General features: G+C 55.3%; 20 protein-coding genes and 1 pseudogene. 5 read left to right on the plus strand and 16 right to left on the minus strand.

Features of this window, described 5'->3' with window-relative positions; all coding sequences use genetic code 11:
* Positions 1-509: 509 nt before the first annotated feature.
* The 4 genes from CBM2588_RS28780 to CBM2588_RS28790 form a co-directional block, all read right to left on the minus strand.
* A complete protein-coding gene (locus CBM2588_RS28780; RefSeq protein ID WP_115683783.1) occupies positions 510-839 on the minus strand; it encodes a hypothetical protein in 330 nt (109 codons plus the stop codon).
* Between the two features lie 810 nt (positions 840-1649).
* A complete protein-coding gene (locus CBM2588_RS28785) occupies positions 1650-2603 on the minus strand; it encodes an aldose epimerase (RefSeq protein WP_115683784.1) in 954 nt (317 codons plus the stop codon).
* A 114-nt stretch (positions 2604-2717) separates the two neighbouring features.
* The gene (locus CBM2588_RS31405) at positions 2718-2849 is read right to left on the minus strand and encodes a hypothetical protein (protein ID WP_269462457.1); all 132 of its coding nucleotides are present in this window, start codon (positions 2847-2849) and stop codon (positions 2718-2720) included.
* 381 nt (positions 2850-3230) lie between these two features.
* Complete coding sequence (locus tag CBM2588_RS28790) at positions 3231-3506, minus strand: hypothetical protein (protein WP_147298455.1); 276 nt, start codon at positions 3504-3506, stop codon at positions 3231-3233.
* Between the two features lie 815 nt (positions 3507-4321).
* On the opposite strand from CBM2588_RS28790, the gene CBM2588_RS28795 reads away from it, so the two are divergent.
* Complete coding sequence (locus CBM2588_RS28795) at positions 4322-4591, plus strand: hypothetical protein (RefSeq protein WP_147298456.1); 270 nt, start codon at positions 4322-4324, stop codon at positions 4589-4591.
* A 1766-nt stretch (positions 4592-6357) separates the two neighbouring features.
* Positions 6358-6990 carry a response regulator gene (locus CBM2588_RS28805; RefSeq protein ID WP_115683786.1) on the plus strand — a complete coding sequence of 211 codons (633 nt, stop codon included), beginning with the start codon at positions 6358-6360 and terminating at the stop codon, positions 6988-6990.
* Positions 6991-7030: 40 nt separating this feature from the next.
* Here CBM2588_RS28805 and CBM2588_RS28810 read toward each other — a convergent pair whose 3' ends face one another.
* From CBM2588_RS28810 to CBM2588_RS28840, 7 genes and pseudogenes are all read right to left on the minus strand, one after another.
* Positions 7031-8857 (minus strand): sensor histidine kinase, encoded by a 1827-nt coding sequence (locus CBM2588_RS28810; protein WP_115683787.1) that lies wholly within the window; start codon positions 8855-8857, stop codon positions 7031-7033.
* Complete coding sequence (locus tag CBM2588_RS28815) at positions 8857-9915, minus strand: ABC transporter substrate-binding protein (RefSeq protein ID WP_231942334.1); 1059 nt, start codon at positions 9913-9915, stop codon at positions 8857-8859. Before CBM2588_RS28815 ends, CBM2588_RS28810 begins: the two co-directional genes overlap by 1 nt.
* A 901-nt stretch (positions 9916-10816) precedes the next feature.
* A pseudogene (locus tag CBM2588_RS28820) lies at positions 10817-11084 on the minus strand (transposase); the annotation flags it as partial.
* 895 nt (positions 11085-11979) lie between these two features.
* A complete protein-coding gene (locus tag CBM2588_RS28825; protein WP_373424463.1) occupies positions 11980-12237 on the minus strand; it encodes an FmdB family zinc ribbon protein in 258 nt (85 codons plus the stop codon).
* A complete protein-coding gene (locus CBM2588_RS28830) occupies positions 12234-12782 on the minus strand; it encodes an ankyrin repeat domain-containing protein (RefSeq protein WP_306437260.1) in 549 nt (182 codons plus the stop codon). The genes CBM2588_RS28825 and CBM2588_RS28830 overlap by 4 nt, the downstream gene beginning before the upstream one ends.
* 70 nt (positions 12783-12852) lie before the next feature.
* Positions 12853-13461: a hypothetical protein gene (locus CBM2588_RS28835; protein WP_115683790.1), complete on the minus strand. Its 609-nt coding sequence runs from the start codon at positions 13459-13461 to the stop codon at positions 12853-12855.
* Positions 13462-13954: 493 nt separating this feature from the next.
* The gene (locus CBM2588_RS28840) at positions 13955-14461 is read right to left on the minus strand and encodes an Lrp/AsnC family transcriptional regulator (protein WP_269462464.1); all 507 of its coding nucleotides are present in this window, start codon (positions 14459-14461) and stop codon (positions 13955-13957) included.
* 199 nt (positions 14462-14660) lie between these two features.
* Between CBM2588_RS28840 and CBM2588_RS28845 the strand changes: the two genes are divergently transcribed.
* Positions 14661-15677 carry a 1-aminocyclopropane-1-carboxylate deaminase gene (locus tag CBM2588_RS28845; RefSeq protein ID WP_115683791.1) on the plus strand — a complete coding sequence of 339 codons (1017 nt, stop codon included), beginning with the start codon at positions 14661-14663 and terminating at the stop codon, positions 15675-15677.
* A 263-nt stretch (positions 15678-15940) separates the two neighbouring features.
* Here the strand turns inward: CBM2588_RS28845 and CBM2588_RS28850 are convergent, their stop codons facing one another.
* Positions 15941-16498 (minus strand): hemerythrin domain-containing protein, encoded by a 558-nt coding sequence (locus CBM2588_RS28850; RefSeq protein ID WP_115683792.1) that lies wholly within the window; start codon positions 16496-16498, stop codon positions 15941-15943.
* 163 nt (positions 16499-16661) lie between these two features.
* On the opposite strand from CBM2588_RS28850, the gene CBM2588_RS28855 reads away from it, so the two are divergent.
* Positions 16662-17003, plus strand: coding sequence for a hypothetical protein (locus CBM2588_RS28855; protein WP_147298458.1), 342 nt, complete (start codon positions 16662-16664; stop codon positions 17001-17003).
* A gap of 451 nt (positions 17004-17454) precedes the next feature.
* Positions 17455-18168 carry a helix-turn-helix domain-containing protein gene (locus CBM2588_RS28860; RefSeq protein WP_115684018.1) on the plus strand — a complete coding sequence of 238 codons (714 nt, stop codon included), beginning with the start codon at positions 17455-17457 and terminating at the stop codon, positions 18166-18168.
* 75 nt (positions 18169-18243) lie between these two features.
* Here CBM2588_RS28860 and cysC read toward each other — a convergent pair whose 3' ends face one another.
* The 4 genes from cysC to CBM2588_RS28880 form a co-directional block, all read right to left on the minus strand.
* Complete coding sequence (gene cysC / locus CBM2588_RS28865) at positions 18244-18840, minus strand: adenylyl-sulfate kinase (protein ID WP_231942336.1); 597 nt, start codon at positions 18838-18840, stop codon at positions 18244-18246.
* Between the two features lie 164 nt (positions 18841-19004).
* Positions 19005-20726, minus strand: coding sequence for a nodulation protein NodU (gene nodU, locus CBM2588_RS28870; protein WP_115683794.1), 1722 nt, complete (start codon positions 20724-20726; stop codon positions 19005-19007).
* Positions 20727-20740: 14 nt separating this feature from the next.
* On the minus strand, positions 20741-21364 hold the full coding sequence (nodS, locus tag CBM2588_RS28875; protein ID WP_115683795.1) for a nodulation methyltransferase NodS: 624 nt from the start codon (positions 21362-21364) through the stop codon (positions 20741-20743).
* 93 nt (positions 21365-21457) lie between these two features.
* A complete protein-coding gene (locus tag CBM2588_RS28880) occupies positions 21458-22051 on the minus strand; it encodes a NodA family N-acyltransferase (RefSeq protein WP_115683796.1) in 594 nt (197 codons plus the stop codon).
* Between the last annotated feature and the right edge of the window lie 35 nt (positions 22052-22086).

The raw sequence follows: 22086 nt of genomic DNA on the forward strand, positions 1-22086 counted from the left end.
GACACTCCGCACGCAGGGCACTGCGTGGATCGGACAGTCCTGCAGCCAGCGCAGCGCAAACAGGTCGGAGTGATATCCTGCCGCCAGGCAGAGGGGGCAGACTTTGGCGTCGGCGCCGAAGAGGGCGGGCCGCAGGCAAGCCCGCGCTTCTTCGAGCGTTGACCATTTGGAATTTCTCCGATGATTCGCCCACTAACGCCGCCAGTCGCTCCCTATCAATCCCGTAGGCGGGCCGGTGTCGGCCGTGGTGATCCCAGTCCGCCGCCATGAGCGCAAGCTGGCGTGGCCAAAGCCCATTGAGTGCGCAGGCCCGATGCAGTGTGTGGCTCAAGGACGCATAGGGCAGGATGCTGTCGCGATGCCAGGTTAAACGCGGTGGTTCCATCACATCTGCATCGCGCTGCGTTCATTGCGCCGTCGCGCCGCAGTGGCCGACACCATCGCCATCAAGATGCGATGACCGGCATGCCTTGACGAACTGCCGCCACGCATTCAGTGACGTCGCTTCCTCAACGCCCGCGCCCGCGGCCAAGCGCAGCAGCACGTGGCGGCAGACATGGCTCACCGTCTTCATCGGGAAATTGATTGGCCAGGCAATAACCCACCGGCAGGCAATCGGTCATGGCATGCATCAGCGCGGTCGCGCTGTCCGCAAGCCGGAATCCCTGTGCACAAGGCACCGGCGCCAGGCTTGCCGTGAACCACAGGCCAGAGCCCGTCGGCCACTCGCTGCCGAGCCACAACCATTCTTGCTGCGACATCCCCTGGGCTTCGTCGATGACGAGGATCAGAAAGCGCCCGCCACCTTGGCTGGCCAGCTCGATCCAGCGTTCCAGCAACGTGTGGTGCCGCGCAAATGGGCTTCAGACCGCGGTGGCGAGGACATGGGATCTCGCCTGCAGCAACTCGGCATAGAATCGGCCGACTGATCGCGCGCCGCCCGAGTCGGTGTGGCTCCAGGCCCCCATCGGCACATGGCCGCCGTACTCGAGTCGACGGGCAAAGGTGAGTCGGGCCGGCTGACCTCCTGGAAGTCTGGGTGCTTGGCGACTTCCCGTTTTCCAGACTCAGTTCGGATGAACCACGGATACAACGTATTGAATCTTCACATGTAGCTCGCGGCCGGGCTGCTCCGCGAGCGCCCTAAGCTGAAGTCATGTGCTCGCCGCCGCGGCGGTACAGCACGGCCGAAGGTACTGGAATCACTGACGGGCCAAGCCCGCAAAAAGATCGATAAAGGAAAGGTCGCCGTCTCGCGAACGAGGGCCTGGGATCCGGAAACGACGAGCCGACCGCATTCGCAGCGCATCGTGAACCTACTGACAGGTCTATACGAACGCCATTCCCTGGGCAGATTCGGCGTGTCCCCGAGACTCCCCGCCTGGGACATCATGGGCACAACGCGCGGTTGATTATGTCCCATGTGGTTACTAACTTGGAGTCTTAAGCTGAAGTAGTATCCGACCACCGCGCGAGATCCGGCCGGTGATGAGCGGCGTTGAAAGTCACTGGCACGATTCCTATGATCGATAGAAGCGGCGTCGAAGTTTTCAAGCTAGCGACAGGCTGATGCGCTGGGAAAGCAACAGAATTAATGAAAACGGGCACACAAAGAACAATTTCCGGCAAAGCGACTTGGGGTACGTTTATCACGTCGGTGACACATCATCGTCTGAGCGAACTTTCGCCAACGCGGGGCCATCTGACGTCACGCGCAACCGGCACACCGCGCTTTCCGTCTGGCCGGGCTCGATCCAGCGCAGGCCGAGGCCGTGGTGGATGGCATCGGGCAGGCCTACCCACGGCTCCACGCAATAGAAGTCGGCGGTCTCAGTCTCGGACCAGGTGGTCACGGCATGCCATGGCGCGCAGCCGGGCTGGTCCAGTTCGAAGCGGATTTTGCGCCCAGGTATGGCCAGCGTGGCAGACGGGTTATCGCGGAAGGCGTGGAGGGCGTCCTGCAGCCGTGGGTCGTCGAGCCGGTATGTTGCCTCGCCCGGCTCCGCGCACATCGGGCTGCCATCCGACCGCTGGCGCAAGCGCTCCGTGCGCGGCAGTGCGAGCGATGCTGCGGCGCGCTGCGAGTGGGGCAAGGCGAAATAGAAGTGATGGCCGGGATAGCAGGGCAGGCGCTGCGTGCCGGTATTGGTGGTGCGCAGCGTGACTTCCAGGCCATCGGGCAGCAACGCGTAGACGGCATCAAAAGCGAAGGCGAATGGATAACCTGCGCGCGTTGCCCCGCTGTCGCGCAGCGTCATTGTGATGGACGCGCGAGCGTTGATGGCCTTGACCTCAAACGGAAGCTCGCGCGCAAAACCATGCAGCGCGAGCGGATGCACCTTCCCTTGCGAATCACGCCACTGCCCCGGATGGCCCTTGACAAAATGCCGGCCGGCAAACGGAAACAGCAGTGGGTTGCCGCCGAGGACCTTGGCAACGCGGCTCCAGTCGGCGGCGTCGGGCCAGTAAAGGATATCTTGCCCTCGGTGTACCCAGCGGACCAGGCGCCCACCATGTTGAGGTGCCAGCAGCAGATAGGAGTCGGCGTGGCCAATTCGCACCAGAGGGTGATCCTGGAAGTCTTCGGTTGGCAGGTTCTGCATGGTTGTGGTGATGGATGCGAAGGCCCCATGATAAGGCAGTTGCCGTCGGCACACTGCCCCCATTGCTGATTGAGCCCGCCATGCCTTGAGGAAGCGCGCAACGTAGTTTAAGTACTAGTCCAGCGTGTCGGGACTGGCCATGGCGTCGTGGCTGGCGATGCCCAGCGGCGCATAGCCCACAGCGGTCTTGGTCGGAACCACCACCTTCAGGTCCGACAGCGTGCTCAGCAAGCCGGGCGCTTGCAAGCGATCTCGCTGAACATGTGGTGACGACAACGCGCTGCGGGTGCGCGCAGGAAGCGTATAGTGCAGTGCGTCGTCCAGCAGAGCGCCATCCAGCAGAACACTCAGCGCACGTACGATTCCCGACTCAAGTAGTCCAGATCGAACATCATGCGTCCCGCACTTCTGACAAGTCTTCCACCACGCGGTGCAATTGATAGTGCCCGCGCGGCTGGGGTAGCCCTTGCCCTTTGGCGGATTGCCGCCGTAGAGCGCTGTGGTGCCCAGCAGCAGCCCCTGCCACCTCGGGACGATTTGATAATCAAGAATTGTCGAACGGCACCTGTTCGATCGCCGACTGAACGTCATGCGTCAGCATGTCCTGCTGGGCCGGATGCTAGTAACTTAGCTATCCGATTTTTCGCGTACCGCGTTGCACAGGTGCAGCCGCACGAAATCGGCGGCCGCTTCCTGTGGGCCTGCCAGTAGCCTGTCGATCAGCATCAGATGCTCGCGGCAGCGCCGTTCGGCCATCGAGCGGTCAAGACGACGCTGGCCTTCGAGGAATGAACACGTTGCCTGAGCAAGCAGCAATGGTCCGTGCAAGCGGCTATCGGCATCGAACAGAACGGCAGCCGTTGCCGTGTGCGCCCCCCATTGGTCAGCGCCTCCTGTCAGCATCGCCGGACAGCTTCTAGGTCGAGCTCGAGGGTGGGTTCAAGGATGCTAGCAAGCGATAGCGCTATCCCTGCTTGTACGTTTCGGCAGACGTGAGCACTGGCAGGAACATCCACCCGTGACCGGCCAGTCTCTCGACGACTCCTTCTGTGTGATGCGGCGCAGGATGGCACCCAGTTGGACGCGCGTGATGTCATACCTGCGCATCAACTCATTCTCCGTGAAGCGGTCCGGCAGTTTGCAGTTGAGCCGTACCTCCACAATCCTGAAATAGATCGCCTCGCAAACGTCGCCAAGTGCGGTGCCTCGCTCGCGTTCGTTTGCGGGACGAGCTGGGCCGCTTTCGGCAACCGCGTAGCCGCCGTTCGGATGAGCGGTGACCACTGCCTGACTCGCCAGCCGCCGCAGCGCTTCGCATACCGGCGAGTGCGACCCCCGGACGGCCGATGCAACAGTATGTCCGCACAAGGCGGCACTGTAAATCTGGGAAAGTGTTCGCCGTATCAGCTCCCGTGGAAGAGCTGATTGTCTATGAGCAGTGCATCGGCATGGATGGCGTTGTGCATGGTTCATGCCAGCATCTACGGTATTTGACAATACCTCGCTGCTAGATGTGTTGAGCCGGCTCGGCGACCGGAACGCGGCGTGATCGTGGTCGACCTAGAGGCGACCACGCCTGCACAGGCCATGCATGCCAATTGTGTGCGGGGAATCGGCCTGAACCTGGAGGTAAGCGGCCTGCGCAACCACGACTTCGCATTGACCCAAGTGAAACGCGCGAGCTGTTGGTCGGCGCGTTGGGATGGGTGGTGAAGGTCTTGCGGATCTCGCTTATCGCTGAATTGGCCACGGATGTCGCAGCGCTGAAGCTGCCGGTGGTGCTCGACCACTTTGCTGGCGGTCAAGGCACACAGGAAGAAAAGCAGAAGGGCGCGTTCGTAACCGCCGTTGAGCTGGGCTTTGACGACGTCACCGAGGACCCTCAGCCTCTTTACAGATCCCGCAATCGTCCCCCGAGTTTTACCAATGACCATCAAGACACCATCTGGGTGCCGTATTCTTCAGGCCGACCAACTGCCCAGCTATGACCGCGGGCAGGCCGACCCGGTCTTCGAATGCTCGTGCAGTGGCTGGCTGAAGATCGGGCCATGCCGAACTGCATCGCCTGGGCGCAAGCCCTCGACGCCACCGTGGACCAGGAGCTGGCGAATCCCGCCTCGCGGACGGTCGATCTAGGCGGCACGATGGGCTGCGCGAGCCTTCGGCTCGGCCGTCGGCCCAGAGCATTACAAAGCGGGTGCATGCTTTCAATTTGTGAGAGCAGCTGCGCGACATGGCGCTACTGCGCCTCCTGACATCAAGCAAAATATCCGGAGACTGCATGCACGCATTCAAGTCATTGCTGGCGGTGACGCGCGCCAGTGTGTCGATCGTGCCAGCGCCAACAGGGTTTATCCCTCGATGCCGCTCAGTATCCTCGTGCCGTTCGCACCGGGTGGTGGCCACGACAACGTGTCATGCAATATCAGCACGCGCCTCCCGAGAACACCAGGGCGCAACTCCAGATCGACAACCGCCCCGGTGCAGGCACCAATACTGGCAACAAGGCGGCGGGTGGTCCGTAGTCTGATCAACGTCGAGATGAACCACATCCCCTACAAGGGCAGTGGACCTGCATAACGGACCTGATTGGCGAACAGGTCCAGGTGATCTTCGATACGGCGGCATCCGCGTTGCCTCAGCTTAGAGGCAGAAAACTGCGGCCAGTTTTCGACTCTGCTACGCACCGGCCCGATGCCCTGTTGCGTTGCATATCGGCGATGGTGTGGGCCAGTGTGACCGCAGGCCGTTGTCCTGATCTTGTCCGCATTGCTCACCGCTTTCATTCACACTGCCAAAACCCGGGATAGAGGTGGCGACAGTGATCGCCAATATGCCGCCTGGAATGGCTGCCTTCGATGAAGAAATATTTGGCCCGTTTACTGCATCGCAGTCGCTAGGGACGATGCGGACGCGGTGCGCCTGGCAAATGCAAAGCCTTTTCGGCCTGTCGGTAAGCATCTGGTCGGGCACCAGCGCGCGCTATCCGTGGCTAAGGGCATCACCAGCGGTGCGGCTGCCATCACCGCATCCGACGAATCGTGCCGTCTCGGCGGTACGAAAAAGTCCGCTGCTTCTCGAGCATTCTGCAGCAGGTATCTGAGAATTTATCAGCGAGCACCTATCCGTGCTCTGTCCCGGCCTGAGCGCGCCTATAGCAATGCGGGCGACCTGCAATCTGATGTTGGTATGGATCTTGCTCCACTCACGCGGACTGCCGCTCGCTAAAAGCACGAAGAGACTGGCAACGCATTGGTATATCAATCGTCATACCGGCGGTGCACGACCGCCAAGGTGCTCCATGCGCGTGCCGTTTCTTCACATTTCGTTTCGTCGCTTGCGAAGCAAAACGATATTTTTTAGTCACTTGCTGTGCATGCAAAGACGACGTACCTGCGGAAAGAGCCGCGCTGGTCATGTAGACGGGAAGCTCCTTTCGCCCCGGGAGTACAGCGAAGCTGCCGTTAGACTTGCGCGCACTTACTGGTGATCAAAGCTTCCATCGGCGCTTTCTACAAGACGGCGCCCGAACGTAAGGCACGAATACGCCGCTAGAGTTCACCCCCGCGTAGCGAGGGGATGCCTCTATCGATGTCTCCCATATCCGAACACCAGGGATATGGCGTACCATGTTCCTTCCGTACCTAGCAACGGGTGTCGGTGTTGATAATAGGGTTTTGAAAGTCCAAGTATCGACAGTGATCCCAGTGCTGTTGCGGGCGCGTCAATTTATAGCCCCCAATCCCTGTCAAGCATGATTCGAGTTCTTATTGCTGAAGACCACGCGATCGTCCGCAGTGGTCTAAAGCAAATTGTGGCGACAACGACAGATATCGTCGTCTCAGGCGAGGCCGCGGATGGCGCCGCTGCGTTGGAGCAATTGCGCACCGGAGAATTCAATCTCCTGCTCTTGGACATGACTATGCCCGGTATCAGTGGCATCGACTTGATTCGGAGGGTTCGTCTCGAATGGCCGAGTCTCGTCATCCTAGTTCTCAGCATGCATAACGAAGCACAAGTCGCTTCAAGGGCCTTACGTGCTGGAGCATCCGGATATGTGACAAAGGATAGTGACCCGGAGATCCTCCTTGGGGCAATACGCAAGCTTGCCGCAGGGGGCAAGTTCATCGATCCGGCATTGGTTGACGCCATGGTGTTTCACCAGAGGGGCACTGACGCGCCAGCACATGAAGTGCTGTCTGATCGGGAATTCCAAGTGTTGCAGCGACTCGCCACAGGGCAAACCGTCAACGAGATCGCCGATTCACTATCGCTAAGCGCCAAGACGATCAGCACCCACAAGATGCGGCTGATGCAAAAGCTGGGTCTTCAGAACAATGCCGAGCTTATTCGCTATGCAATTCGACATGGATTCACGCAGGAATGAGGTCTCTAAGACTTCCTGGCGACTCAACTCGGATTCTCGATTAATGGGATTGAGGTTTTTCAAAGGTTTCCAGAAGTCGCAGTCTTATTAGGGTACCGCGATCTGGCTTGCTGTGAACTTCTAGCTGCGCGCGAATTAGGCGAGCGCGTTCCGCCATACCGTACAATCCATATGAATATCCGGCGCGAGCAGAAACAACGTTGAATCCCTGCCCGTTGTCCCTGATGATCACTTCGATACCGGCCTCTGTATTGGCAAGTGTGACATCGACTTGGGAAGCTTTGGCGTGGCGGGCTACATTGGTAAGTGATTCTTGAACGATACGAAAAATTGCCGTTGCACGAGGGTCGGGAAGATTTGGTTCAGGGTGAGTGGATTGGAATCGACACGGAATCTTGGTGTGGCGGCTAAAGTCTGCAGCGAGCCATTCCAATGCGGACGCGAGACCATAGTTCAATGCCGTGGGTCGCAGGTGACTGACCACATTTCGCACAATGCGAATGGTCTGTTCAATCAATTCGCGCATCTCTTCAGCCTTCTGCATCACGGCAGATCCCGTCGGCAATTGCATGCTTAATAAGGAGAGATCCATTTTGAGGGCTGTTAAAAGCTGCCCTAGTTCATCGTGGATTTCCATGGCTATGCACTTCCTTTCCTCCTCCCGAATCGCTTCCTGATGCGCATGCAATTGTTGGAGGCGCTCCCGGGATGCTAGCAATTCGAGTTCGGTCCATTTCCGCTCACTCACCTCTAACTCCAGCCTATCGCGCTGCAATTGCAAATCTTCCAAGGCATGCTTGCGGGCGGTCACATCGGTGAGCAATCCTTCGAGATAACGAAGGCTGCCATCGTTTCCCATTAGGCCGCGTGCATTCAATTGGACCCATATAGGTGTTCCATCAAGCCGACTCAACTGAAGTTCGAGGCCGCGAATTTCGCCATCGGCGTTCAAGGTCTTGAACAAAGTTGCAGTTAGGCTGAGAGAAAATGGGCTTTTTGGTCGACCATCGCTTTCTGCAGACACGGTCAAATCGTACGCGTTGTCATAGCCAAGCAGTTGAGCCATCGCGGGATTGGCTTCGGCAAGATTTCCAGCTTGATCGAGGAGGAATATACCCTCGACAGCATTCTCTACGATGCTACGATACTTTCTCTCGCTTTCTTGAAGAAGCAGTGTCGATGTCCGAAGCTGATCGGCCATGTAATTGATTCGCACGGCGAGACGCCCGAGCTCGTCGTCAGATTTCACCTCGCATCTCGCATCAAGGTCTCCACCGGCGATCTTATCGACCATCTTTTCGAGGCGATTGACGGGGCTGCGGACCATGCGCTTCAGCAGGAGGAAGCTAGCAGCGTAAAGCACTGCTAGCAGCGCTGCCATAATCGCAAAGATGGCCTGCCGGGCGCGGTTGATTGCCTCCTGAGCGACAGCCTTGGTTAGTACGACTCGAATTTCCCCGATTTTCTCTTTCGGTGCGTTTCCGGGTGGATCATATTCAATTGCTCGTATACGTACAACGCTTTCGCCCTCGTTTAAGTGACGGGAACCTTTTACAGTAGCTACCGTTCCGTAGCCTGCCGCGGTAACCGTAAACTCGGCAACTTCAGGGTTGGGTGCAAGCGCGGCGAGTTGGTTTTCGATTGCGCGCAGATCAACGTTCCATAAGGGCAGAGCAAGCGATTGGCTGAAAAGGTCAGCAATTCTTGTGGCCCGGTCTCCGAGTGCGAGAAGTCGGCTGTTGCGCTCGTGCTCTACTAACATAGAAGCTGAAGTTCCCGCGACGGTGGCGACAAGCACGACAAGCGAAAGCATCAACTTGGTATGAAGATTTAGGGATCTCAGCGAAAACTTGGAAAGCACACGCATCAGAGGTTTCTGGTCGTGGTTTTGAAAAGATGCTTAAGATCGAAATCATAGGAGCCTTCCCGTTGATTTAAATGCTTTGAGTAGGGTCTAACGTCAAAGGCTTCGATTCGTCTAAAAACGACATCGGCAAAACGTCTGGCGTTCGTGCGCTCGATAATGCCAAGATAGTCGAGTTTGAGACGCGGACCCCCATGTTTTGCAAAATCCTTGCCCCAGTGATAATCGTATAGCAGTACCATTGCCCAAGCACCGATAAAATAATCGCCTGCTACGATGCCTGCAAGGCCGCCATCAATCACGCTTTCAAGCGCTTCTTTCAAAGCTCCCATGCCGCCTACCTGAACATGGGCGTTGTTCAGCTTGACGGCATCAAGCGCACCCAGTGCCATAGTGTCATTGGCGGCCCATATGACATTTGCCTCGGGGTACCGTGCCAGCAGTACGCGAGCCTTTTGGTGGCTATCGGCGCGACTCCAGTCACTAAAAACCAATTGGCAGATGCGCCCATTTGCCGTTTGATTCAAGAAGGCGGCGACCCCGGCAGCCCTTTCCAGGGAGACTGGTGTATTAGGATCCCCAGTGATTCCAATAACATTAACCTCTCGTCGACCGAGTCTTTGATATAAAAATTCCATCAGGCGAAATCCGCCCAACTCGGCGTTCGCCGTTAATGTGCCGATCCAGTTCGAAATTTTCTCCCGTTCATTGCCGACGTACTGGCGCTGTTCGGACGTCAGGTCGTTGTGAATAACCAATATTTTGGACGGTGAGTGAGCCAACACTTTAAGCATTTGTTGTGCGGCCATCTTCTCGTTGACAATGATTACGTAGTCCGGGGGAAAACTACGTCGAGCAACTTCCTCCGCCTGGCGCTGCATGAGTAAATGATCTCGCTCTGCGTACAGCACCTCCAGTTGCATATTAAACGTCATTGCGGCCATGCCCATAAAACTGGACACCAATTGCCAATGTTGACCGGTGCCACGTTCAGCGGATTCGCCTGGGTTGAGAAACACAACCTGGGGCCGCCGTTCGAATGCATGTGTCGAATGGGTCATGTTTATCAGCCCGGCATACGCTCCGGCGCGTAGCATCTCTCTGCGATTCATTTTCGAAATTTAGTTCTATCAAACCATCTAAATGCTATGGGGGCGGCAGCTCGAAACGTGCTCTGAAGTCGCCGGTAGATTCTATTACCGGATGGATTTCATTTCTATAGAGAGCGCACGGAAGAATAGTAGCGATGGTGTCGGCAACAGCCCAAAAAATCATACGAGTAGGGCGACAGCTTCACCAGGTCAAGCCCTAAGAGGCGCACTACATGTTGATGATAATTGCAGCTTAAGAATTATGCGGGATTTTCTACCCTTCGCTTTCCAGGCCTGAATTCCACGTGCCATATCCTGCACTTCCTCAAAGGGTTCGTCTACGGCAGCATGCATTCTATGACCAGGCGAACGATCGTAAGGCGGAGAAAACCCCATGCGTAACGCATGGCGGACCCGCTGCCAAAGTCGCGGGCCTTAAGAGGCCGATGTTCTTGGCAGCCAGGTGAACGGGCGGCTTAAGAGGAAAAAGTGCAACTTCTCCTCGGTAATTGCAACCAGATGTCCGAACTCTTCCAGAATGCGCGAGAAACGCTCGGCAGCACCATATAAGTCTGCTTGGTGAAGACCGCTTCGCAGGGCTTGACCATACAATTTTGACGGCAGCAACCCGCTATCGTTCACTCCTGGACTGTGCACCATGCGACAATACTGTCGCATTTTCTCCAGACTTAGTCTGAAAGCTGCTGGTGCGCCACTTCAAAGTATGTTGGCGCGGCAATGCCGATAGGTTGTATTCCGCTTAACACAGCAATTTTGAGCCCTGTGCCAACGAGGGAGGCAGTGTCGTGCGGCCGCGTTCGAAATCTGCCTAACACAACTATAAGAGGACTCACAGATCGCCTTTTAAGGTTCAACGAGGGATTCCGGGGAAGGCCGCGCGGATTGAGGAAGAGGTACTCCTCGTCGCGGTAGCTGTAGACACGGCGCTTGATGACCTTAATGGTGTTGTTGATGCCCTCGACCACGCTCGTGTTCAACGGCTGCCGGGCAGCGGGCAACGATGCCGTGCCGGTAGGCCTTCAGACGCTGGGCGAAGAGTTCGAGGGCAGGAATGCGACTCTGCCATGCCTGCGCTCCCGCTGCTCCGAGGCCTTCTGCACCCATCCCGGTCGGCGGTAGTGGCCGCTTGAGTCGTCCGAAAAGCAACCCAATGTCTGCAGCGCCTTGCGCTCCAGCATTCCCTCTCCCTGACAGCCATGTTTAGGACATCAGCTTACGGAATGTGGCAACTTAGGCCCACGGAATTCTTCGAAGAATCCATTTTAAGCGGTGGCATGGATTTCGCATTTGGGGGCCTTCACCAAGCTGGGGCCATCAAGAATGTCAGGCAGATGCAGTTTGAGCCCAAAGCATAAGGCGGGGTGTGTTGCCTTGTATGCAAGATCTTGCGGCCAACCTTGGCAGCGCAATGTCGGAAAATATCATATTGTGGGAATCAATACCATGCTACCTAACCTAACTGTTACGGCTACTGCCGCTGAATTCATGCGTTGTGTCGTGCGTTTTTCCGGCGTGCCACTTGGTGCTGGCTTTCGGCTGTGCGTTAGCGTTGGCGCGTGCTCTGAATATGATGCAGAATTCAGCGCTGAGGCTGAGCCACACGTAGGCGACGAAGAGATGGATATCAAAGGCGTTCGCCTTTTCTTGCCAGCGGAAAGCCGTCTTCTATTGGATGGCGTGACAATTGATTTTATCGACTCGCCGACTCGGACTGGCCTAACTTTCGCAAAGACTGATGTGCGGCCGAGCATCGCTGCTAGTGAAGGCGTAGGCGAGCTTGAGGTTGCGCGCATTGACGTACGCGCGATTGGCCGGCGGAACAGCTGACCGGCAATAACCGTGAGTAGAACAGCTAAAGCGCCGGTGGCCCGAGTGAGCGCGCTAGGTGAACCGCCGTTTAAATCCGTATATGAAGAGAAGACGGCCAAGAGCACGGTGGCGTGAGGATCGTTGCGTGGCTTCGCGAAAGTGAGCAGCCTCTCTTGCGTACGTGTCGCTCGTCCCCTCCTTCTTTCAGCTCCGGCGAAGGAGTTCCCGTTGTTCCTCCGCGGTGAAATTGCTGAAATGTCCTTCCTTTGCGGCCTGCCGACGTGCTGCTGCGACGAGCGACTTGCTACGCAGAGGAGGGGATGGCGCAGAGACTTGCCTAGTCAGTGTCACGCTGCCACATTGCGGGCACACGGGCTTTGCGCTTGCGCGTACGAGCGTTTCGTAGCGTAGACCGCATTGGCGGCAAACATAGTCGTAGAGCGGCATAGGCCTCTTCTTCATAGAAAATTAGTATCCAACGGAATGGCCTCTGTTCGATGGTCGATGCAATTCCGCATTACCCAATCAGTCATCATTTCCAGAGCGTTTCGCCCGTCGGGTGCAACGAGCCTTTCGTTTGCTCCTAGCGACATCAAAAATCTCATAACGTCAAGCTGGCCACTTGTAGCGGCCCGCATTAGACACGTGAGGTCATCTCCGTTTGTGTGATCGATATCGAGGCCGGCGTTGATTAACCTGAGGATGGTTTTGGGCGCACCGTTCAAACACGCGTACCAGAGCGCACTATTCTCTTCGTCGTCTAGCATGCCGACGGGTACACCCTCATAGAGCAAAGTCGCGACAATGTGGTCATTCCCCTCTAGCGCTGCCTCCATCAGCGGCGTAATTCCATTTACGCCAAATGAATCTGGGTCGGGGAAGCCATGGTTCGACAGCCATATCGCAAGGGGCGCATGCCTACGGTTTTTCCACGATCTTTCGATACATCGGGGGCTTTCAGTATCTATGATCTCGTACGGGGCAATCGTGTTCTCCAGTGACATCATTGCACTCCGGTTGTATCTCTGTATCACGTTAGACGAATTGTCACAGTTCAAGAGGCCGCAATGAAAAACGTCAGACTGGTCGATTTTCGTGTGGATTGCGCACCGGCCCCATCACTTTGATTCCTTCTTCATAGCTGATAATGTCAAAGGGCAACTCGAATCGGCAACCGGCGTCGGCTATAGCATCCAACTTTGCTGCCGTACTTTGCTTTTTCAGCTCATTTTTTTCCAAGTACAGAAGCTCCAGCATCTCGTTGTACACAGTCGACTCAATGATCGGCAGTACATAGAACATTGCTCCCCTGTACGGTACTTGGTATCGCTTAGTCAGATCGATATTGTCGCAGAAGAGGAAGTACTTCCCGCGCGCGTGCAAGGCGTCACCCAACACTTCGGCGACGTCTCTTAAGTGCTCGAAACTCAAGAGCCAGCCGCAAAAGAATGGCAGCTGCGGGTCACCCGCGTGGGCCACAGCCATCACCTGCTCGCAACACAGTTCGGGTGGCCGCGCCTCGTCGGCGAGCCGCGGGGCGAAGCGGAGCGCAAGTTCGCCCCGAAAACCAACGCGCCTTGGCTTCGTCGTTTGACCCTTGAAGACTGCATTGAGAAGACGCCCCTCGTGTTGGAGACGCGCGAACGGGGTGTCGTCGAGATCATCACGAACAGGTGTAGCGGTCATACATATTCCTCCTTTCAAGCAAAGGCGCCCCACACTAACCAAAAGGTTGCGTATGGAGCGACGCGACGGCTAAGACCTCCGCAATATCCGTACCAGTAAAAAAAATATGCTGAGACGGCATGCGGGCAAGCTTTCGAGCAGTAGCGAGGTGTCATTCGCGACAAAAGGACCAGAGGTTCGTCTTAAAGGTCACTGAAAAAGTACATGGCACTACACGCTCACGCCAAAATTGAGAAACCATTGATCCCGAGAAACGCGACGAAGCAACCGACTGAACTGGGCGGAACAACCGCTGTGCAGTGCCCGAAGAACGAAGGAAAGCGCTCAGTTACGGCAAGAGTGTTATGCGACGCGGGTTAGGCCTCCGAGCTTAGGCGCTGCTTGTGGCTAAGGGCGACGCCGCCCTGTCCCCGGAACCAAGCAGTACACGGCCGGCGTGGCTTTCTACAGCCGACCTGAAGAAACGCTGAAACTTTCTGTCAGTCCCTTCAAATCAAATCGGAATCCGGGTGCTCGTTAGCACTTCCTTGAGCGTCATGAAGGAACGGAGTTGCCGTACACCCGGCAGGTATAGAAGTTGCTCGGAATGCAGTCTGTTAAAGCTTTCGCTATCCCGAGTCCGGACCATCATGAAATAGTCGAACTCCCCAGCTACTACATGGCATTCCATGCAGCCTGTGACTTTTCTCGCGGCCGCCTCAAACTTCGCAAAGGACTCGGGAGTGGCACGTTCCAGGACCACGCCAATCAATACCAGCATGCCAGCCCTTAGCTTCACCGGATTCAGCAACGCCACGATGCCACGGATGAGGCCAGTCCTCTTAAGTCGTTCAACGCGCCGAGAGCACGCCGGCGGACTTAGATTGAGATGCGCTGCCAGCGCCAGGTTTGAGATTGATGCATCTTGCTGCATGGCTCTCAAGATGGCCTTGTCGATACCATCTAGTGTATCAACGCTTACCTTAGATTGGTCGGTTGTGTGAAATTTTGTTGTTCCCATAGGTTTCATACGAGAAAAATTGAAGTCAATTCTTTTTATGGTGCTCAAATTGGGTGAGCTTTGCAAGAGTGCCGCGTGCTTTCCATTTTTTGGAATGAAGTTCGTTTGAAAACATGAGAATGGGAAATGATCCAAGAGAGGCACGTGTCCCTTAATTATCCCCCACGAGTACAACTTACCATCACGCCGGAGCTCCGTCATGAAGATCGAACGCTTTCCCCGTTACCCATTGACATTTGGCCCAACCCCCATCCATCCTCTAAGGCGACTGAGCGAGCATCTCGGAGGAAAAGTCCGGCTTTACGCAAAGCGTGAGGACTGTAACAGTGGGCTAGCTTTTGGAGGAAACAAAACTCGAAAACTTGAATACTTGATTCCCGATGTGCTAGAGCAGGGTGCCGACACGCTGGTGTCGATTGGAGGCATACAGTCTAATCAGACAAGGCAAGTGGCGGCGGTAGCAGCACATCTTGGACTCAAGTGCGTTCTGGTCCAGGAGAACTGGGTTAACTACTCGGACGCGGTCTATGACCGCGTCGGGAATATCCAGATGTCGCGCATTATGGGAGCCGACGTACGCCTAGTTCGCGACGGTTTCGATATCGGAATACGAAAGAGCTGGAAGGAGGCAATAGAAAGTGTGCTTCATGATGGTGGAAAACCATATCCGATTCCCGCTGGCTGCTCTGAACATCCCCTGGGTGGCTTGGGTTTTGTCAGATTCGCCGAGGAAGTTCGGGAGCAAGAGGCGGAACTTGGCTTCCGCTTTGACTATATCCTGTTGTGCTCGGTTACAGGGAGCACCCAAGCCGGCATGGCAGTCGGTTTTGCAAATGAAGGACGCGCCAATCGCGTGATTGGCGTTGATGCTTCGGCAAGGCCCGAACATACTCGGGAGCAAATTCTGCGAATCGCGCGCCACACCGCACAGCTTGTCGACCTAGGTCGCGAGATTACTGATACCGACATCGTGCTCGAGACGCGTTACGGCGGACCGGAGTACGGGCTACCATCCGAAGGTACGCTCGAAGCAATCCGTTTATGCGCCAGGTACGAAGGCATAATGACTGATCCAGTGTATGAGGGTAAGTCTATGCACGCATTGATCCATATGGTCCGTGGTGGTGAATTTCCTGAAGGCTCAAGAGTGCTATACGTCCACCTAGGCGGCGCGCCTGGTCTAAGCGCGTACAGCTTCCTATTCCGAGATGGCTAAGGATTCCGCTCAGAAGCAGGAGGGTGATTGCGAATCGCGGGCTAGCGTGGATATGCGGACAACACGATCGCAAATGGTCGAGCAGCTTAGGGCCGAAACCGTGTCGGGACGTCTCCCGCATCGCACGGCGGCCAGTCTCTTAACGCTTCTCGGAGCTTCGGTCGTGGGGCGAAGGCGAAGCGCATTCGAGCAGCGCCAGTGAGGTCAAAGGTGTCAACCTCTATGCCGCTTGTGGCTGGGAAAAAGGGTCGCCCGCATCCGGCTCACCAATCCAACTGCTCCTCATCATGTATTTGCTTGCGCAACGTCGCGAAATGCTCCTGAAGACTTATCCCACATAACGGATGAACGCTCTCTGGAACGACGGCATCGACTTCGGCCCAATCCTCTGCAGTCAGCATCTCCACTGTTCGTGGCATGACTAGGTTTTCCTCGGAAGATAGATGATTGCGATAGTAAGCAAGATATATTGCCGCTTGTGCCACTAACACGTCTCTAGGCGTTATAACGTCCCATTCGGCGCCCTTGAAGTGGTCAAGTAGTTGAGCACTGGTTTCCGCGATCACTAGATGTTCCTGTAGAAGTCGATTCACTACAAGCTGTATATCGGGATATCGCTTCACCAGTAACGAAAAAGCAACATCTTCTCGAGGATGATGAATGCGATCGCCATAATCACACATGTACTCGACGATTTTGGCTATCAATCGATAATTGGGCTGTTTTCCCTCGAAAAAAGACCCGATTTGATTTTGAAGTAGGTCCAGTAAATGTGCGAAGTACAAATGATCGTTATGCCAAGTAGAAATAGCATTGTTCATGTTGGCTATCCAAGGATAGGGTTATTATTGGCATTCTAGGTTGAAATTTTTAGTTTTTATAGAAGGCCAACATCCATTGTCTCTAAAAATAAAAACCAATAATGATATGTGAGGCAGAATCCGTGCAATGTTTGCCGTGTCCATGCCATTGAGCGTTTGATATATGAAAAAGCTTCCCGCAAAGAGCGGTAGCGTTAGAGCAGCCAAGTTCTCCTCATACGTCATTCCTGCGCCCCATGACCGTGATCTCATCGTTGACTGGACGTACACCGCCACACAGCCCATCGGCTTCGTTTCCCATGAACGGAGCGATTCAGTTGTACAGATGCCTGCCATTCCGATATCGTTTGTGAGCTTCACGTGGGATATTGACCTATGGTATGAGCGGGCCCGTTTGAAGCCTGGATCAGGGGCGATATTCGTCAACGCAGGCTCTCAAGAAAAGACTCAAAAGCAATATATATGCCAATGGCATGGGCGCTTTGGGAAGGCGCAATGGAATTGAACACGGAATGTCATAGGTGCGACTGTTTTGTCATAAATCAAACAACGGGCAGGTGTTTGACAATTGCGAAAGGCAGAACAATTTCCGGCATGCTCCGACAGGTGGCATTGTGTGTGGAGCTCTCAACCCTACTGTAGGAATGGGCCGCTGTTTTGCTTTTCACGCTATTGCAAGCGGGACGGCGTGGTATATCTTCGACTAGGGCCGCGCTAGGGGCGGGTATCTGTCGCCCACTGCCAAAACTTAATCACAGGTAGTCTTGGGTGGCGTATACGCAAAACTCCTTTTTTGGTGTGAGGTGCGTTTGCGTCTTCGAGGCTAAACACTTTTAAGCCCGAAGGACTTGATATGGGCTCGGAGGTATGGTTCACCCACATAGGTAACAGAACAGTTCAAGCACATAGGTAACAGTTTTCTACCCTGCATGGGCGACTGCCACCGGGAGAAGCCCATGCCCTGGAGTGAGCTCACACCTATGGAACAACGACTGCTGTTTGTTATCGATCACCTGCAACGCAGGGATAGCGTGAGTGCGTTGTGCGAGCGCTATGGCATCAGCCGCAAGACCGGCTACAAGTGGATCGAGCGGTATGCGAACGAAGGCCTCAACGGGCTGAACGAACGCAGCCGCTGCCGGCATGACCAAGAGCGGATTGCCTATCCGATCCGCCAGGCGGTCCTGCAATTGCGCGGGCATGGCGGCACGGAGTTGGGGCCGAAGAAGATCCAGAAACGGCTGGCCGAGCGGTTTGGCGAGGCCGAGGTACCCTCTCGCACGACGATCTACAACATCCTCAAGGCCGCAGGTCGGATCGAGCCGCGGCACAAGCGCCGGCGGTTCTACAACGAAGAGCGGCCCCATGAGGCGCTGAGCCAGCGCACGCCGCACAGTTGCTACACATCCTCGAATCGGGAGTACCCAGCCCGGCTGCCGGAGATGAGCTATCCGAGCTACATGGAGACGCACCGGGTGAGCACCAACGGCTTGCTCAAACGTCGCAATGTGGTGATGTACGTCGGGCACCTACTGCATGGAGAGCTGGTTGGTCTTGAAGCGATCGAGGAAGGTCTCTGGCATGTTCACTTCGGTCCCATCGTGATTGGAGGAATAGATGAACGGAAACCTCACAAGAGATATCTAAGTCTCAAAGTGTTACCCATGTGAGTGAACTCGTTTGTTACCCATGTGGTTGTTCCGTACACGGATTCACACTATCAAACTCCAACCTTCTCAACATATTTAATGACGAGACAGCCATTCCAATACCATATTGGCTCCTTCATCGATAGACATGGTGCATGTGTCGATGAAGACATCGGGACTCGTTGGTTTTTCATATGGCGAATCTATGCCGGTGAAGTTTTGGATCGCCCCCCGTCTGGCAAGTCGATATAGTCCTTTAGGATCGCGAGCCTCCGCTACGGCCAACGGTGCGTGAACGTAAACTTCAGCAAAGACATGTTTCTTCGCGATCGACCTAGCAAGCTCTCGGTCGGAATGGAAGGGTGAGATAAGACATACAAGCACTACGATGCCGGCGTCGGCCATCAGTTTGGCAACTTCAGCCACGCGCCGAACATTTTCGCGTCGATCCTCCTTGTCAAAGCCAAGATCTTTGCAAAGGCCACGCCTGACTGAGTCACCATCGAGAATGTACGTGAGCCGGCCGCACGCATGCAGGGCTGCCTCAAGCCGGTCGGCAATTGCCGATTTCCCCGCTCCGGACAGGCCTGTGAACCAGAGGATGGACGGCGCCTGACCAAGCAGTTGCGCTCTCGATTCCGGACCGACTCCGAAGTCGTAGATGTAAAGGTAAGGAGTGCGAGCATCGCTCATCATATTTCGTATACGTGCGTGAAATTGGACTTCGCAAACAACACGGGCGCCCCGGGCTTGCAAACGCGTCCTGCCAAGTCTACGTGTAAATTGGGCGAAAGGTAGTTGAACGTCTAGCCCTAAAATGCAGAGCTACGTCGGGAGCGATGTCGCCACTATCGGGTCTATGCTCCTTTGGAACACATTACTGCTTCGTCCACATTCAATGTCGTGACGCTTCCTTCGGTTTTCCTCCAAAGAGTACCCTCGAACCAAACTTGATCCACGCGCCCCCATTCACAAGCGGAAGCAGCGTCGGGGAAAAATCCTCGGCCGTGGAAATTCGCGCTTGTGTTGCAGAGCAAAGGAATACCTGTTAGCTTCTCATATTCGATCAAAAGCTTTGCTACGGGATGTTCAGAACTTCTATGGATGGTTTGCAAACGAGCAGTACCGTCAAGATGCACGACCGCAGGGATCTTGTCGCGCCATTCCTTACGCGTTAGATGATCGAAGAGCATGTAGGGGTCTGGAGTACCAGGCTCAAAGATGGACATTGCCTTATCCTCAAGGCATATTGGCGCCACCGGTCGAAAATGCTCTCGATGCTTGACATCGTTCAGAAGACGTTTCATTGCAGCCGAAGTTGGGGCTGCCAAAATGCTTCTTCCGCCCAAAGCCCGAGGACCCAATTCGGCACGACCTGCAAGAAAAACGACAGGCTTGTTATCTGCAAGTATGCGGGCGAGTTCCGAAATCGTGCACGGAGACGCGGTCCATCCCGGAGGGACGACGCCGAGTTTTGCGGAAGGCCCGCTATACACTGACCATTCCAACGATATGAACCCCTGGTCTGCAGCCATCGCACAGCAAGCCGCACCTATTGCCGAGCCGCTGTCGTTGGGGAACGGAGGGACCCATATTGCAGCGAATAAGCCACTCTCACGTAATGCGCTATTCCATTTGATGTTTAGCCCACATCCACCAGCGATGCACAGGTTTTGGGGCACTTGTATTGAATGGCGCTGCAGTGCCATTCCGATTTCATGAACGAGAAGGCGCTCGAGAAAGACGTGAAAGGAGGCAAGCACATCCTGGTGAAGCTTCCCTTCAAGTCGGGGCACGCTAGCTTGGAAAAAATCACGGACGGGTTTTAACGAGCCTTCAGGTGCCCTAATATTCGCACGATAGCTGCGCGCCAACTCGCTGTCACCAGCGAAATACTCTTCGTAAAGACTGTGAAATTCAGCTACGGTATTTTCATCAACGGATCCGAGTCCAATATAAGCCATGAGCTTGCCTGCCACGCCGAGATCCCATTCTGCCCCGCCAAGTTTCTTATAGGGACCAAAGTAGTGACCCGCCGCCGCATAGATATGGCCAATTAGGGGGAAGAGGCAGTCCACGCGGCGCGCGCCATCACGCTGCACATGATAGAGCCTTGGGACGATGCCGCCATCCCAAACCAGACAAAGGGCGGGTTGCTCCTTTTGCGCAAACGGGCTGGTGCAGTATGCGGCGGCTACGTGCCCTGACACATGGGGAAAACTCTTGTACGGAAATGAACCTTCGCCGACCACCAAACCGTCGCCGTCAAGGGAGGCAAGGAGGTCATTGGCGTCGCTCTCAGCATACGGTGCGCCTTTTAGACTGATCGGAACAGATCCACTACGGACGTGGAATCTAGATTCCACGTCTCCGTCCCAGCCATCAATGACGAACTGGTCTATATCTACAGCATTCAGCCCATGTTCCGCCAGAACGAGGGCAATTTCCTCAAGGTTCTCGATTTCCTGATAGCGCTTATTGTTCTCTCGCTTTTCCTGCTCGATGCAAAGAACCAATTTCCCATCTTCCACCACGGCGATGGCCCCGTCGTGCGTTAGCTTGATCCCGCAGATCCGCATGCTATTTCCTCTTTCTAACTCGGTAAACGTGTGTGTTGTGATTCGTCCGGAAACTTGCGAAATCGCGCTAGCGAGCAACCCTCGGTGAGCGATTGTCCTTTGCATTCAAAGTGCTCAACTTCAGTCAACTCTTCTCTGAGCATAGCAAGCACAGTTTCTGCACCAGCAATGTGCCCCCATCTCCGGCAACTGTCGTCATGTGACGATCCGAATACCAGCTGTCCCGCGGGCACAAGCATTCCTGCGAGATTTCGGATCGTGGATTGCATGTCTGCAAGGTTATCCAAATAATAGAGAACCTCAGCTACCACGATTAGATCGAACTTGTCATGCGTCGAGAAATCTTTGACATCTGAAACGATCCAAGTAGTGTTCGCTGGCTCCTTCAGTCGTTCGCGAGCTCGAGCTATCGCTTGCGGAACAACGTCTATGACTGTGAGCCGGTGGCAGTGGTCCACAAGTTTCTCCGTGAATGCCCCAGCAGCACATCCCACTTCAAGCGCATTAGTGACTCGGCCCTGCGCGAGTGATAATCGAAGCATATGCCTGTGACGCTCGTGTTCGTAAGGATTAGTGTCGAGGCGCCAGGGGTCATCCGTATTCAATTCACGACGCAGCGATTCTAGGTTTGAAAGCATGGGCAAATCTTTCGGTTCTTAATAGTGGACCCTAACGTACGCTTCTTTTTTCTCGAAGGTCGCCGACCAATTAATCCAGGGCTAGAACTGTCTTCATAGCTCGGGTCCGTTTCGTTCGATTGTTTCGCCGCTTGGCCATTCTTGCAACGAACTGCAAATTGGCAGAACCACGACGAGGACATCCTCCACCCGAGTAGATGGCAAATCCAAGTGGACGTTCGGAAGAGTTGAGCGCACGCGGATTCCTTCGATGATCGTTCCTAATCCATGTCGGCACAATCGGGAAAAGTGAGTTTTCAACTCGTGCCTGACCGTCCCGAAAGCGAACGGTATGCGAAGCTCTTGAAGCACGGGGTACATTGCACGGATGGAATGGCTAATTCCGAATCCTTCAAGGTCCGGGCGCACTCCGTATAGACCTAGTTCGGCCACAAGCACATCGGCTGAATTTACCTTGATGAATCGTCGAAGTGCGCCCATGTGTGCCGCAACCCCTTGCGAATCGTAAGCTATGGCGCGGAGCTCAGGCCGTGCGCCCGCCCAACTTCGACCGCCGCTAAACGGCTTCGCATTGAAAGGCCCTGTTGGGCCGTAGGTCGCTTTGAAAAACTCAGCCAATTCTAAATGGTCGGAGAGCTCAAGATCATTTTCCCAGCGCAGTTTCCACTGAACTTTTGGCGACGACATAAAAGTAACCTATTGGAAGAGTTAATAGGTCAACC

It is taken from the genome of Cupriavidus taiwanensis (assembly GCF_900250075.1).
GTDB classification, from domain to species: domain Bacteria; phylum Pseudomonadota; class Gammaproteobacteria; order Burkholderiales; family Burkholderiaceae; genus Cupriavidus; species Cupriavidus taiwanensis_C.

Excerpts from the sequence above, each read along its gene's own strand:
- CBM2588_RS28785 (WP_115683784.1), bottom strand. The coding sequence starts at position 2,603 with ATGCAGAACCTGCCAACCGAAGACTTCCAGGATCACCCTCTGGTGCGA.
- CBM2588_RS28790 (WP_147298455.1), bottom strand. The coding sequence starts at position 3,506 with ATGCTGACAGGAGGCGCTGACCAATGGGGGGCGCACACGGCAACGGCT.
- CBM2588_RS28805 (WP_115683786.1), top strand. The coding sequence starts at position 6,358 with ATGATTCGAGTTCTTATTGCTGAAGACCACGCGATCGTCCGCAGTGGT.
- CBM2588_RS28810 (WP_115683787.1), bottom strand. The coding sequence starts at position 8,857 with ATGCGTGTGCTTTCCAAGTTTTCGCTGAGATCCCTAAATCTTCATACC.
- CBM2588_RS28815 (WP_231942334.1), bottom strand. The coding sequence starts at position 9,915 with ATGACCCATTCGACACATGCATTCGAACGGCGGCCCCAGGTTGTGTTT.
- CBM2588_RS28825 (WP_373424463.1), bottom strand. The coding sequence starts at position 12,237 with ATGAAGAAGAGGCCTATGCCGCTCTACGACTATGTTTGCCGCCAATGC.
- CBM2588_RS28830 (WP_306437260.1), bottom strand. The coding sequence starts at position 12,782 with ATGATGTCACTGGAGAACACGATTGCCCCGTACGAGATCATAGATACT.
- CBM2588_RS28835 (WP_115683790.1), bottom strand. The coding sequence starts at position 13,461 with ATGACCGCTACACCTGTTCGTGATGATCTCGACGACACCCCGTTCGCG.
- CBM2588_RS28840 (WP_269462464.1), bottom strand. The coding sequence starts at position 14,461 with ATGGGAACAACAAAATTTCACACAACCGACCAATCTAAGGTAAGCGTT.
- CBM2588_RS28845 (WP_115683791.1), top strand. The coding sequence starts at position 14,661 with ATGAAGATCGAACGCTTTCCCCGTTACCCATTGACATTTGGCCCAACC.
- CBM2588_RS28850 (WP_115683792.1), bottom strand. The coding sequence starts at position 16,498 with ATGAACAATGCTATTTCTACTTGGCATAACGATCATTTGTACTTCGCA.
- CBM2588_RS28855 (WP_147298458.1), top strand. The coding sequence starts at position 16,662 with ATGAAAAAGCTTCCCGCAAAGAGCGGTAGCGTTAGAGCAGCCAAGTTC.
- CBM2588_RS28860 (WP_115684018.1), top strand. The coding sequence starts at position 17,455 with ATGCCCTGGAGTGAGCTCACACCTATGGAACAACGACTGCTGTTTGTT.
- cysC (WP_231942336.1), bottom strand. The coding sequence starts at position 18,840 with ATGAGCGATGCTCGCACTCCTTACCTTTACATCTACGACTTCGGAGTC.
- nodU (WP_115683794.1), bottom strand. The coding sequence starts at position 20,726 with ATGCGGATCTGCGGGATCAAGCTAACGCACGACGGGGCCATCGCCGTG.
- nodS (WP_115683795.1), bottom strand. The coding sequence starts at position 21,364 with ATGCTTTCAAACCTAGAATCGCTGCGTCGTGAATTGAATACGGATGAC.
- CBM2588_RS28880 (WP_115683796.1), bottom strand. The coding sequence starts at position 22,051 with ATGTCGTCGCCAAAAGTTCAGTGGAAACTGCGCTGGGAAAATGATCTT.